Origin of the sequence: Actinoplanes awajinensis subsp. mycoplanecinus (assembly GCF_001509495.1) — a bacterium.
In the GTDB taxonomy this organism is placed as follows: Bacteria; Actinomycetota; Actinomycetes; order Mycobacteriales; family Micromonosporaceae; genus Actinoplanes; species Actinoplanes palleronii.
The window spans coordinates 1-12,669 of record NZ_LLZH01000319.1 but is presented as its reverse complement, the minus strand read 5'-3'; the positions used below and the strand labels follow the sequence as shown (position 1 = coordinate 12,669).

The following is a 12,669-nucleotide window of genomic DNA, read 5'->3' as shown; positions in this document are numbered from 1 at the left end:
GCTGGTGGCGCGGGCTGGTGGCGCGGCCGCGGTCCGGGGTGGCGCGGTGTCGCGGCGGCCTCACGGGCGGGACTCGGCTCGTAGCCTGCGGACGGGCGCTCCGTAGTCGTACCAGATGGGGTGGATCGTGATGCGCGGCCCGGCGGCGAAAGGCGGGCGGTGATGGGAATCGGTCAGTCGGCGAGTTTGAAGAGCAGCACCGTTTGCCATTTGTGCATGTCGGGTTGCTCGGCGGGGTTGGTCATCAGCATCTCGACGCGGGCGTTCCACAGTTCGCCGGTCGGGGTCGGGGTCATGTCCCAGATCAGGCCGTTGCGCTGGGCCCAGTCGAGCAGGCGCGCGGTGATGCTCATCAATTGATCGGGGTGGCCGACGTGGCTGACCGTGGCGTAGCGGCCGGCCGGGAGGCGGTCGAGGAAGTCGGGCGCGTCGACCGGGACCGGGCCGGCGATCGGGATGCCGGCCTCGACCACCATCTCCGCCGCCATGTCGATCATGCGGTAGCGGAAGAACGGCGCACCGGTGGTGGCCACGCCGCGCTGGGCCAGACCGGAGAACATGGTCGGCAGGTGGTCGGCGATGCGGGCGAACTCGGTCATAGTGATCGATTCGCGGCGGCCGACATAGAGCTGCTCGGCGCACTGGACGATGGTCGGCTCCACGCCGACCAGTCTCACAGGAACAGCGCGCCCGCGCACGCCCGGCCGGAACGGAGCCCGGCCGGGCGGCGCGACCGGATCAGTTCGAGCGTTCCACCGGGGCGGCCTGGCCGTCGGTGCCGGGCGTGCCGGCGGCGGCCTTCGGCTTGGCGTCGACGCCCGCCTCCAGACGCTGCTGCGCGGTGATCGGCGTCGGCGCGCCGGTCAGCGGGTCGAAACCGCCGCGGCTCTTCGGGAACGAGATGACCTCGCGGATCGAGTCGAACCCGCCGAGCAGCATGCAGGTCCGGTCCCAGCCCAGCGCGATGCCGGCGTGCGGCGGCGGGCCGTACTTGAACGCCTCGAGCAGGAAGCCGAACTTGTCCTGCGCCTCGTCCGGGGTGATGCCGAGCAGGTCGAAGACCCGGCTCTGCACGTCACCGCGGTGGATACGGACCGAGCCGCCGCCGATCTCGTTGCCGTTCACGACGATGTCGTACGCGTACGCCAGCGCCTTGTCCGGAGCGGACTCGAAGTTGTCGAGCCACTCGTCGTTCGGCGAGGTGAACGGGTGATGGACCGCGGTCCAGCCGCCCGCTGTCCCATCCTCATTCGAGGTCCGTTCGAACATCGGTGCGTCGACCACCCAGCAGAACGCCCAGGCCGACTCGTCGATCAGCTTGGCCCGCTTGGCGATCTCGATACGCGCGGCGCCGAGCAGCTCCTGCGCGTCCCGGCGCTCGTTGGCCGCGGCGAAGAAGACCGCGTCACCCGGCTTGGCGCCGACCGCGTCGGCCAGGCCGGACAGGTGCTCGGGCGACAGGTTCTTCGCCACCGGGCCCTTCGGCTCGCCGGTCTCGGCGTCGAGGACGACGTAGGCCAGGCCGCGGGCGCCCCGGGCCTTCGCCCAGTCCTGCCAGCCGTCCAGCTCCTTGCGGGTCTGCGCGGCGCCGCCCGGCATCACGACCGCGCCGACGTAACCACCGGCGTCGATCGCACCGGCGAAGACGCGGAACGCCGTGCCGCGCAGGTAATCGGTGAGCTCGACCAGCTCGACCCCGTAGCGCAGGTCGGGCTTGTCGGAACCGTAGCGGTTCATCGCGTCGGTCCAGGTGATACGCGGGATCGGCAGCTGCACCTGGTAGTCGGCGAGCTCGCTCCAGAGCTTGCTGACGATCTCCTCGCCGAGCGCGATGATGTCGTCCTGCGTCACGAACGACATCTCGATGTCGAGCTGGGTGAACTCCGGCTGCCGGTCGGCGCGGAAGTCCTCGTCGCGGTAGCAGCGGGCGATCTGGTAATACCGCTCCATGCCGGCCACCATCAGCAGCTGCTTGAACAGCTGCGGGGACTGCGGCAGCGCGTACCAGGCGCCGGGCTGCAGGCGAACCGGGACCAGGAAGTCGCGCGCGCCCTCCGGCGTCGACCGGGTCAGGGTCGGCGTCTCGATCTCGTTGAAGTCGCGGGCGTGCAGCACCTCGCGGGCGATCTGGTTGGCCCGGCTGCGCAGGCGCAGCGCCTTCGACGGGCCGGAACGGCGCAGGTCGAGGTAGCGGTACTTGAGCCGGATGTCGTCGGACGCGGTGACCGCGTCGTCGATCGGCAGCGGCAGCGGGGCCGCCTCGGAGAGCACGGTCAGCTCGCTGGCGACGACCTCGATCGCACCGGTGGCGAGATCCGGGTTCTCGTTGCCGGCCGGGCGGGCGTTGACCTCGCCGACGACCTTCACGCAGAACTCGTTGCGCAGCGCGTGCGCGTCCTCCTCGCGGAAGACCACCTGCACCACGCCCGAGCCGTCCCGCAGGTCGACGAAGATGACACCGCCGTGGTCGCGCCGGCGGGCCACCCACCCGGCGAGCGTCACCGTCGTGCCGGCGTCGCTCGCACGCAGACTGCCGGCGTCATGGGTCCTGATCACGGAAATGTCTCCTAACAGAGTTCGCGGGGCGCACCCGACATTCTGTCAGGAGCGCCGCGCGCCGCGTGTCACGGGCCAGTGGGGCCGCTCGCCGCCCGGTTCCGGGGCGGCGCGGCGATCAGTTCGGTCGGTGATCGTCTCGGTCGGCGAACGCGGTCGTTCCGGGCCGCGAACGCGGGCGTTCCGGTCGGCGAACGCGGTTTTCCCGGTCGGCGAACGCGGTCGTTCCGGGCCGCGAACGCGGTCGTTCCGTTTGGCGATCGTTTCAGTGGTCCGTCGGTGATCGCCGACTTCCGTGCCGCTCGCGACGTGCCTCAACCAGCGCGAATCTGTCGCCGCGATCAACCCGTTGGGGTGGGCTCGGCTCGGCGGAACCAGCCGTCCCGCAACACCGGAACAGCCGTGGAAGCGTCGACCTCGGCGGCGATCGCGACATCCTCGGCGAAGCTACGAGCCGCGGTGCCGGGGTGATCCAGAGCGGCCAGTTCCCGGGCTGAAGCCGGGCCGGTGAAGGCGGCCAGCTCTCGGCCCGGAGCCGGGGCGGTGAGGGCGGCCAGCTCACGACCCGAGGCCGTCGCGGCGAGGGCGGCAGGCACGCGATTCGCCACCGCCTGATAGGCGGCCACCGCCGACTCCGCCTCCGGGGACAGGTCGGTGAACCCGGCCAAAAACGCTCCCGCACCCCAGAGGTCCTCCACGGCCGGCCGGAGCGAACCGTCCGGCCACCGTTCCCCCGCCGCGACCACCGCGACCGGCCGACCGGCGAGCCGGGCTCGCACCCACTCCCCCGCGAGCGCCGCGTTGCGCAGGCAGACCCCGAGCACGGTCACCCCATCGCCGGGCGGTCGAGTGCCGCTGACTGCCGTGTCCCTGGCCGGTCGGAGGCCGCCAGCCGCCGCATCATCGCCCGGCCGGGGGCCGCCGTGCGCCGCATCACCGGCCGGCCGGGGGCCACTGGCTGCCGAGAGGCGCGCGCAGATGGCCGAGCCGTTGGGCGAGGGCAGCACCAGCCGCTCGATCCGGCGTCCGGCTGCCACCCGCCGGATGGTCGCCGGCGACAAGCTGATCTCGTCCGGGCCGGCCGCCGACCGCCCCACCGCCAGTTCGGCGCCGTACCGTGCGGCCGTCGCCACCTCGGTGCCGTCCCGCCATGGGTAGGGCAGCACCGCGATGTCGTTCTCCACAGCGACGCTCAGCGCCGTGGTGAACGACAGGACGTCCACCACCGCCACGAACGCCGCACCGGGCGCGACCGCGTCAGCTCCCGACGGGCCCCACTCGAACCGCGCCGCGTACCGCTCCTGCCCGAACACCCGCTTCACCCCGTCACCCCTCACTGTGGCCGTCAGCCGGCGGCCAATTCACCCTGGTCGTCAGGCCGCGGTCACTTCACTGTGGCCATCAGCCGGCGGCCAGTCCACCGTGGCTGTCAGGCCGCGGTCACCGGAACTCGCGGACTACCTCGATGACGCCGACGATATGGTCGTTGAACTCGTCCAGTTCCTCGGCCGGCACCCAGAGCTCCAGGATCGTGTCCCCGCCGGCCTGCCGCACCGGATACCGGGCCGCGAACGCCGCGTCCACCTCGAACCGGGTCACGAAGCCCGCGCCGGACGCCGGCACGTTCCAGTCCCGGGCGATCCGGATCGCGTAGTCCTCGTTGAGCACCGGATAGAAGATCGGCTGGTCCGGCAGCCGGGGTGGCCATCGCCGCCATCCTGAGGCCTCCACCAGCGCGAGCTCGGTCGGCCCGGTCGGCCGCCACAGCGTCAGCGTCTCTGTCATGCCGCGCAGTCTTTCAACATCAACTCCTCTCGTCGCCCGATTTCTCGTCGCTGCGATCCCTGGTCGCCCCGATTTCGCCGGTTGTCACGGCCGTTCGCCCGAAACCGAAACCGGGTCCGGGTCCGGGTCCGGGTCCGGGTCCGGGTCCGGGTCCGGGTCCGGGTCCGGGTCCGGGTCCGGGTCCGGGTCCACCGCACATGGTCGCGGCGGCGTTCGTGGAAGCCGAGAGGGGTATCGCCGTGCTCATGAGCGACTGTGCGAGGCTCGGCCGATGAGCACATCGGAGTGGGACACGCGACTGGCCGCAGCCTGGGCCTCCATCGACGAGCGGGAGCCCGCCGATTTCCGCCAGGCGATCGCCGCCCTCGCCGCGGAACTCCCCGCCGGCGACCCGGACGGGACCTTCGAGCGAGCCGCCTCCCTCGACTCCACCGGCAGGTCCGATCTCGCGGTGCCGCTCTACCAGGAGGCCCTCGCCGCCGGCCTGACCGGGGAACGCCGCCGTCGCGCGGTGATCCAGATGGCCAGCTCGCTGCGGAACCTGGGCCGCTCACCGGAGAGCGTCACCCTGCTCACCGCCGAACTGCAGACCGGCTCCGACCATCTCGACGACGCGGTGACCACAGTGCTCGCCCTGGCGCTGACCGACGTGGGCCGGGAGCGCGAGGCCGTCGCCATCGCGGTCGGCGCTCTCGCCCGGCACCTGCCCCGCTACCAGCGGTCCATGGCGAATTACGCCCGCCTGCTGGTCGAACCGGAGTCGGGCGAACCGGCGCCGAACTGACCGGGGCCGGCGCAACCGGCAGCGAGCTGACCAGGGCCGGCCGGACCGGCGTCAGCCCAACCGGCGTCAAGCGAACCGGCGTCGGGATGAGCTGACAGGTCGAAGCGCCAGTCGTTGCAGCGGATCGGGTTGCCCTTCGGATACTCGAAGTCCACCTCGCCGAGCAACTCGAACCCGGTTCTGCGGCACACCGCGTTCGACCCGGTGTTGTCGATTCGCGGGTAGGCGTGACCCCACCGGCGCCGCCCGGTCGCAGCGGCCCGGGACAGCGCCTCGGTGACGGCGCCGCCCGCGAGGCCGCGCCCCTGGAACCCGGGAAGCACCTTCCAGCCCAGCTCGAACACCGGCTCACCGCGCCACTGTTTCTCCCAGAAGCCGACCGAGCCGACCGGGTCGGGCTGCTCCTCGACCAGGATCAGGAACATGCTGGTGGTCCCGTCGCGGATGCCCTGGCTGATCCGCTCGTGCCGGGCCACTGTCGCCTCGTCGGGCTCGACCCCGCCGAGGAACGTCTGCATCTCCGGAGCGTTGGCGCGCCGTTCGAAGGCCAGCCCTCGTGCGTCCCACTCCACCAACCGGAATCCCGCCATGCCCTCACCTTCCCGCACGGGTACGACACTTTCTCTCGCGCCGGAGCCGGCTCAGAAATAGGTGTGCAACACGTCCACCACGCGCCGTTCCTCGTCCACCACCGGGATGTCCCGCCACTTGTCGAAGGCGGTGCACGGGTGCGAAATGCCGAATCGGATCAGGTCACCGGGCTCGACGACGAACCCGTCGGCCACCTCGAGATATGTGTGGTGATCGTTGAGCCGGGTCACCCGCAGTCCCTCGGCCGATACCGGGGAACCGTCGGTGCGCCGGACCTCCAGCGGCACCGGCAGACCCTCGTCGAACGGAGCGTCCCGCTTGCCCATCCCGGCCAGCGCCAGCCCGGGTTCCGGCGTCGACAGCACCTGCGCCCAGATCTCCAGGGCCGCGGCGAGCGGTCCCTCGTCGGGCACCCGGGTGAACGGTGTCCGCTCGCGGTAGAACCCGTCGTCGTGGGTGACCGAGGCCCCGCTGCGCAGGAGAAGCCGCGCCCGGGAGCCCAACCCGGCGAGCCGGTCGGTCACCCGGTCGAACCAGGCGCTGCCGCCGGCCGAGACGAGCGGCTGATCGGGCAGCAGTCCGGCGCGCGACAACCGCTCGAACCCCTCGACCAGCAGGTCCAGGTAGGCGTCCACACCGGGCTGGTCGGCGAGCTGACCCTCGTAACCGGTCAGGCCGGCGAGGTCGACCCCGGAAGCGGCGACCGCGGCTCGGGCCACCTCCTCCAACTGGTCCAGGGTCCGCACCCCGGTCCGGCCACCGGGGTGGCCGAGCTCGACCAGGACCCGGGCGCCGCCCGCCGCGGCCGCCGCCCGCACTCCGGCCACCGAGTCGACCTGGAAATACACCTCCCACCCGGCAGCGCTCTGCGCGGCCAGCCAGCGCAGCGCCGTGTGATCGAGCACCTGGTTCGCGATCAGCACCCGTGGCACGCCCAAGCGCCGCATCACCAGGGCCTGGTTGGGCGTGGCCACGGTCATCCCCCAGGCGCCGGCCCGCAGTTGCGCCTCGACCAGGCCGGGCGCCATGGCCGTCTTGGCGTGCGGGGCGAAGTCGAAACCGTGCCGCCGGCAGTAGGCGGCCATGGTGGCGATGTTCGCCTCCACCGCCACACGCCGCACGGTCAGCAGCGGCCAGGTGAAGCCACCGGCGAAGATGCTCGGCGGGTCGGCGGCGAACTGCTCGGAGGTCCGGGCCGCCTCCGGCAGCCAGAAACCCTTGCTGCGCCAGTCGATCGTCATTCCCGGCCTCCCTCGGTTCCGCTCTTGTCGCCGATTGCCAGACTGCACACATGGTGGAGATCGCGGTGCCGGACGCTTTCGCCGAGCACGTGACGGAGGTCTGGGGAGCCGCCGGGACCCGGTGGGTGGCCGGACTGCCGGAGACCGCGGGACAGGTGCTGCGGGAGTGGGATCTCCGCCTGGACCGGGCCTATCCGCTGAGCCTGAACTGGGTGACCCGGGTCCGCCGGGCGGACGGCTGCGCCGCGGTGCTGAAGATGGGTGTGCCGGAATCGGAGCACCTCGTGCAGGAGGCCGCCGCGCTGGATCACTTCGGCGGGCACGGCGCGATCTCGGTGCTCGCCCGTGACACCGCGCGCGGCGCCCTGTTGCTGGAGCAGGCCCACCCGGGCGTTCCGGCCCGCTCGCAGGTGCCGGAGCGGGACGAGGCCGCCACGGCCGCCCTGATCGGGGTGATCCGCCGCCTGCACCGGCCGGCGCCACCCGGCGTCGCGCTCCCCGAACTGGCCGCTCGACGCGCCTCCTTCGACGAGCACCTGCGTCGTTTCCCGGGCGACGATCCGCTCCCCCGGCGCCTGGTCGAGCGGGCCGCGGAGCTGCTCACCGAGCTGTGCGTGACCGCGACCGAGCGGGTCGTGCTGCACGGCGACCTGCACCACGACAACGTGCTCACCGCCGGCCGGGAACCGTGGCTGGCGATCGACCCGCACGGCGTGGTGGGCGATCCCGGTTACGAGATCGGGGCGATGCTCTACAACCCGGACCCGATGGGTGACGACGACACCGTGCTGGCCCTGGTTCCCGCCCGGATCGAGCAGCTCGCGGACGGCCTGGGCCTGCCGATCGAGCGGGTGGTGGCCTGGGGGTTCGTGCAGGCGGTGCTCTCCGAGGTGTGGAACGCCGGCGGTGACGGTCTCGTCGCCGGGCGGCCGTTGCGCCTGGCGCACCTGCTGCTGCCCCGGCTGGCCTGAGCCGGGGCGCTCCCGCCGCTCGCTGTCACGGCCTGCGGCGATCATGCCGATGCCTGGTCCAGGTCCGCGGTCATCTCGCGCAGTTCGGCGAGACGATCCTCGATCGTACGAGGGTTGCCGGGCGCGTCCGGCCGGGCATCCCACGGCCGCGGCCCGGTCATCGGCCGGTAGTTGACGCCGAGCGCGTCCAGCCGGGTCAGATGGGCCGGGAGTCGCGCGGCGAATGCGTCGAAGTCACGCCCGGGCGGGCCCCAGACCGTTTCGGCGAACCCGCAGAGCCGGGGGAACGCCTGGTAGTCGACCTGCCGCGCGGACTCCATGTGCTCGGTCCAGAGATTGGCCTGCCCGCCGAGGACCAGGCCCGCCTCGGCCGGGGTGAGGCCCGGCGGGACCGGGTCGAACGCGTAGACGTCGGCGAGCGTGAGGCAGGTGCCCACCGGGGTCGGCTCGCCGGGGTCGTCGGACTGGCGGTAGTCCAGATAGACCGAGGTGTCCGGGCAGGACACCACCGCGTGACCGGCCCGGGCCGCGTGGGCGGCCGGCCCGGCGCCACGCCAGGCGGCGATCACCGCGCCGGGTGGCGCCCCGCCGGCCAGGATCTCGTCCCACCCGAAGACCCGGCGGCCGCGGCCGGCCAGGTGCTCGGCCAGCCGGGCGGTGAACCAGGACTGCAGGCGGTGCGGGCCGGCCAGGCCCTCGTCGCGGATGCGGGCCTGCGCGACCGGGCTGTCCCGCCACTCGACGGACGGGCACTCGTCGCCGCCGATCCCGATCAGCTCACTGGGGAACAGGTCACAGAGGTGATCGAGCACGTCGCGACAGAACTGGAGCGCCTCCGGCCCCAGGTTGAGCACGTGTGGCGAGATGCCCCACGAGCTCCGGACCGGGCCGGCGAACCCGTTGCCGAGCTCCGGGTAGGCCGCGATCGCGGCCTGCATGTGCCCTGGCATGTCGACCTCGGGGACGACGGTGATGTGGCGCTGAGCCGCATAGGCCACGATCTCCCGCAGGTCGTCGTCGGAGTAGAAGCCACCGTGCGGGCGCTCGTCATAACGCTCGTGCTGGCGGGAGCCGAGCATGGTGGCCGGCCGCCAGGCGCCGATCGAGGTGAGCCGGGGCCGGCCCGGCACGTCGAGCCGCCAGCCCTGGTCGTCCGTGAGGTGCAGATGCAGCACGTTGAGCTTGTGGAAGGCGATCAGGTCGAGCAGGCGCAGCACGTCGGAGACCGGCATGAAGTGCCGGGCGACGTCGAGCATCACGCCGCGCCAGCCGAATCGTGGCGCGTCCTCGATCCGGATGCCGGGCAGCGTCCACGGGCCGCCGGGCAGCCGGGCGCGGCGTAACGTGGCCGGTGGCAGCAGCTGCCGCAGGGTCTGCACGGCATAGAAGGCACCGGCCGCGGACCCGCCCCGGATGTTGACGCCGCTGGGGCGGATGTCCAGCTGGTAGCCCTCCGCCGGAAGCTCCGGGGCGATCCGCAGGCGGATGCCGCCGGGCCCGGGTGGGAAGTCGCATCCGGTGGCCGGGCCCAGCGCGCCACGCAGCACGGCAGCCACCTCGGTGAGGCCGGGAGCCGCGTCCAGTGCGGTCGCCGGGCCGAGGGGAAAGCCGTCGCCGCCCGCCACCACCCGTACGGGCCGAGGGATAAGGTTCGTAAGTAGCTCGCTCATCTTGCCTCCTTGACCTGGCAGGCGTTTTCCAGGAGGCTACTACGAACCACATACGAACCACCAGAGGAGGCGAGATGGTCATCGGAGTCGTGGTCCACTCCGGTCAACGTGGCCGGTTCGCCGAGGCGGCACGCACGCTGACCGGCGTCTCCTTCTCCTGGGCGGTCTACGAGCGGGAGGAGGAGATCCGCGACCGGGTCACCGACCTGCTCGCCGGCGGCACGCTGACCGGCCTGCTGCTGGGGCTGGTTCCGTATGCGCGGGCCCGTGACCTGCTGCCACAGGGCCTGCCCGTCGCGATCACCCGCTCGGCCGCGCTCGACCTCGCCCTCGCCTGGGCGCGAGCCCGCGGCAACGGCTGGCCGGCCACCCCGGTCAGCATCGACACCTTCCCCGACGAGACGGTCGCCGAGGTGGCCGCCGCGCTCGGCCTCGACCGCTCGGCGATCGCCACCCTGCCGTTCCGGCCCGAGCAGCCGATCGCCGAGGTGGTCGCGTTCCACCGGGAGCACCTGGACCGGACGGGTTCGCCCTACGTGATCACCGCGCGTACCGGCGTGGCCGCCGCGCTGGACGGGCGGACGGCGGTGCTGCCGGCGCTGCCCACTCCCGGCACGATCCGGGCCGACCTGCATGAGCTGGTCCTGCGGGTGCGCGGGCGGCAGGCCGACGGGCAGCGGTTCGCCGCCGCGGTTTTCCGGGCCCCCGAGTCCGGCGCCAGGGCCGCCCTGCGTGAGGCGCTGTCCGCGGTTCCCGAGCTGGCCGACGCGTGGATCGACGAGCACGGGCCACGCGCGGTGATCGCTTTCGCACCGGCGGCCGTGTTCGAGACCATGACCCGGCACTGGGTCAGCCTGCCGGTCGACGGGATCACCGGCTTCCACGGCGCCCCCACCACCGGCGCCCTGATCGACGAGGAGATCTCCGGACCGGACGACCAGCGGGCGCCCGCGGCGATGGGTGACGCGGCGATCGGCTTCGGCATCGGCACGTCCGCGCGGGGCAGTGTGGCGCTGGCCGAGCAGGCCGCAGACCGCGCCGAGCGGGACGGCGCCACGGCCGGCTACCTGATCACCGATGACGGCGTGATGATCGGCCCGATCGGCGTGGCCGGTCCGCCGCTGACCTATACCTACCGGGGGCACGGCGGCCTCGAAGACCTCGCCGGCCGGGCCGGGCTGAGCGCCGCCACGATGTCCCGGCTCGCCGCCCTGGAGCGGTCGCTGACCGGGCGGCCGATCACCCCGGGAGAGCTGGCCCGGGCCCTCGGGATCACCGATCCGAGCGGGCGCCGCCTGATCAGGAAACTCAGCGACGCCGGGCTGGTCGCCGACGAGGGCAGCGCCCAGCCGCATCACAAGGGCCGCCCCACCCGCCTCTACCGGCTGGCGATCCACACCGCCCTGACGACAGCCGACAACCGATGACCTTCGACCTGTTGCTGACCGGCGGCCGGCTCCTGACCGGCGGACATTCCAGCACCGGGCGGTCCGCCGGCGCCGGGACCAGACCGCCGGCCGGCGGCGACTCGGGCACCAGGCCGTCCAGCGGCGGTGACTCGGGCACCAGGCCGTCCAGCGGCGGCGATTCCGGCGCGGGACCGTCCGCCGGACGGCTTGCGGATGTCGCGGTCCGTGACGGGCGGATCGCCGCGGTCGGGCCGGATCTGCCCCGCGACGCGCGCCGGGTGGTGGACGTCGCCGGACGCCTGGTCACGCCGGGTCTGATCGACCTGCACACCCACGTCGGCCCCGGTTACTGGGGCATCGACCCCGACCCGGTGGCCTGGCACTCCGGGGTGACCACGTGGGTCGACGCCGGGTCCGCCGGGGCGTACACGCTGGACGGCCTGCGCCGGGTCGCCGCCGCGGCGGCCGTCCGGGTGCCCGCGCTGCTGAACATCTCCGCGATCGGTCTGGCCGGGCGCACCGGCGAGAGCCGGGATCTGGACAACTGCGACGTCGCGCTGGCTATCGACACGATCCAGGCCAACCGCGAGCTGATCCACGGCGTCAAGGTCCGCATCGACCGCGAGACGGTCGGCGACAACGGGGTCGAGCCCCTGCGCCGGGGTCTGGCCGCCGCAGCGGCCTGCGGGGTGCCGGTCATGGTCCACATCGGGTCCGCCCCGCCGGAGCTCGACGACGTGCTCGACCTGCTGCGGCCCGGCGACATCATCACGCACTGCGCGAGCGGGATAGCCGTCCCGACCGGCCCGGCGGTGCACGCGGCGGCCGAACGAGGGGTGCTGCTGGATCTCGGGCACGGTTCCGGCGGGTTCGCCTTCGACGTGCTCGAGGCACAGCTGGGGGCGGGATTGCGGCCCCACACGATCTCCACCGATCTGCACGCCCGGTCCCTGCACGGGCCGGTCTTCGACCTGCCCACGACCATGGCCAAGCTGCTGGCCGTCGGCGTCCCGCTGGCCGAGGTGATCGCGGCGGTCACCACACATCCGGCCCGGGCGTTGGGCCTGACCGCCGGAACGCTTGCGGTGGGCGCTCCGGCCGACTTGGCGATCTTTGAGGTACGAGCGGAAGAGTTCCCGGTCGCCGACGCACACCGGCAGGTCCGTGTCTCGCCGGTACGGCTGGTCAACGAGGCGACCTACGTGGGCGGGCGGTTGCTCGCTCCACGCCTGCCGTCCCCGCCGGCGCCGTGGATCCCGCTCACCGACACACAGCGCGCCGCTCTGGACAGCCGGGCGCGCCACCTCCGTGACCTGCTCGCCACTCCGCTGGTGGGAGTGGACGGGCTGGACGAGCAGTTCCCCCGAGACCGACCGATTCCACGAGAGCAACCGAGGAGTTCCTGATGCCGAAGCGCGCTGTGACAACCGACAAGGCGGCGCCGGCCGGCGGCCCGTATTCGCACGCGGTCGTGGCCGGCGACACCATCTATCTGGCCGGCGCGGTCCCGGCCCTGCCGGACGGCTCCTGGGTGACCGGGAGCTTCGCCGAGCAGGCCCACGCCGCGTTCCGCAATCTGGCGGCGGTCGCCGAGGCAGCCGGTGCCAGCCTGGACGACGCCGTCCGGGTCGGGGTCTACCTGCGGGACTTCGCGGACTTCGC

At 72.9% G+C, this 12,669-nt stretch carries 12 protein-coding genes; 5 read left to right on the top strand and 7 right to left on the bottom strand.

The window, feature by feature from the left end:
* Nucleotides 1–173: 173 nt before the first annotated feature.
* From ADL15_RS43095 to ADL15_RS43080, 4 genes are all read right to left on the bottom strand, one after another.
* On the bottom strand, nucleotides 174–662 hold the full coding sequence (locus ADL15_RS43095; protein ID WP_232344909.1) for a GyrI-like domain-containing protein: 489 nt from the start codon (nucleotides 660–662) through the stop codon (nucleotides 174–176).
* A gap of 76 nt (nucleotides 663–738) precedes the next feature.
* Nucleotides 739–2,556 (bottom strand): aspartate--tRNA ligase, encoded by a 1,818-nt coding sequence (gene aspS / locus ADL15_RS43090; protein ID WP_067704989.1) that lies wholly within the window; start codon nucleotides 2,554–2,556, stop codon nucleotides 739–741.
* A 341-nt stretch (nucleotides 2,557–2,897) separates the two neighbouring features.
* The gene (locus tag ADL15_RS43085; RefSeq protein WP_067704987.1) at nucleotides 2,898–3,878 is read right to left on the bottom strand and encodes a 2-phosphosulfolactate phosphatase; all 981 of its coding nucleotides are present in this window, start codon (nucleotides 3,876–3,878) and stop codon (nucleotides 2,898–2,900) included.
* Between the two features lie 118 nt (nucleotides 3,879–3,996).
* Nucleotides 3,997–4,341, bottom strand: a complete 345-nt coding sequence (locus ADL15_RS43080) for a hypothetical protein (RefSeq protein WP_067704986.1) — start codon at nucleotides 4,339–4,341, stop codon at nucleotides 3,997–3,999.
* Nucleotides 4,342–4,612: 271 nt separating this feature from the next.
* Between ADL15_RS43080 and ADL15_RS43075 the strand changes: the two genes are divergently transcribed.
* Complete coding sequence (locus ADL15_RS43075; RefSeq protein ID WP_067704985.1) at nucleotides 4,613–5,125, top strand: tetratricopeptide repeat protein; 513 nt, start codon at nucleotides 4,613–4,615, stop codon at nucleotides 5,123–5,125.
* Here ADL15_RS43075 and ADL15_RS43070 read toward each other — a convergent pair.
* Both ADL15_RS43070 and ADL15_RS43065 read right to left on the bottom strand, forming a co-directional pair.
* Complete coding sequence (locus tag ADL15_RS43070) at nucleotides 5,074–5,715, bottom strand: GNAT family N-acetyltransferase (protein ID WP_067704984.1); 642 nt, start codon at nucleotides 5,713–5,715, stop codon at nucleotides 5,074–5,076. The genes ADL15_RS43075 and ADL15_RS43070 overlap by 52 nt on opposite strands.
* A gap of 51 nt (nucleotides 5,716–5,766) precedes the next feature.
* Nucleotides 5,767–6,957, bottom strand: a complete 1,191-nt coding sequence (locus ADL15_RS43065) for an alanine racemase (protein ID WP_067704979.1) — start codon at nucleotides 6,955–6,957, stop codon at nucleotides 5,767–5,769.
* 50 nt (nucleotides 6,958–7,007) lie between these two features.
* Here ADL15_RS43065 and ADL15_RS43060 point away from each other — a divergent pair, with 50 nt between their 5' ends.
* Complete coding sequence (locus ADL15_RS43060) at nucleotides 7,008–7,928, top strand: aminoglycoside phosphotransferase family protein (protein ID WP_067704977.1); 921 nt, start codon at nucleotides 7,008–7,010, stop codon at nucleotides 7,926–7,928.
* 41 nt (nucleotides 7,929–7,969) lie between these two features.
* On the opposite strand, the gene ADL15_RS43055 is transcribed toward ADL15_RS43060, so the two are convergent.
* A complete protein-coding gene (locus ADL15_RS43055; RefSeq protein ID WP_083972460.1) occupies nucleotides 7,970–9,598 on the bottom strand; it encodes a beta-N-acetylhexosaminidase in 1,629 nt (542 codons plus the stop codon).
* 74 nt (nucleotides 9,599–9,672) lie between these two features.
* Here ADL15_RS43055 and ADL15_RS43050 point away from each other — a divergent pair, with 74 nt between their 5' ends.
* The 3 genes from ADL15_RS43050 to ADL15_RS43040 form a co-directional block, all read left to right on the top strand.
* On the top strand, nucleotides 9,673–11,025 hold the full coding sequence (locus ADL15_RS43050) for a helix-turn-helix domain-containing protein (RefSeq protein WP_067704974.1): 1,353 nt from the start codon (nucleotides 9,673–9,675) through the stop codon (nucleotides 11,023–11,025).
* Nucleotides 11,022–12,413, top strand: coding sequence for an amidohydrolase family protein (locus ADL15_RS43045; protein WP_083972459.1), 1,392 nt, complete (start codon nucleotides 11,022–11,024; stop codon nucleotides 12,411–12,413). The genes ADL15_RS43050 and ADL15_RS43045 overlap by 4 nt, the downstream gene beginning before the upstream one ends.
* Nucleotides 12,413–12,669: RidA family protein (locus ADL15_RS43040; RefSeq protein WP_067704971.1), on the top strand; the 257-nt coding region annotated here is incomplete at its 3' end. The genes ADL15_RS43045 and ADL15_RS43040, both read left to right, overlap by 1 nt.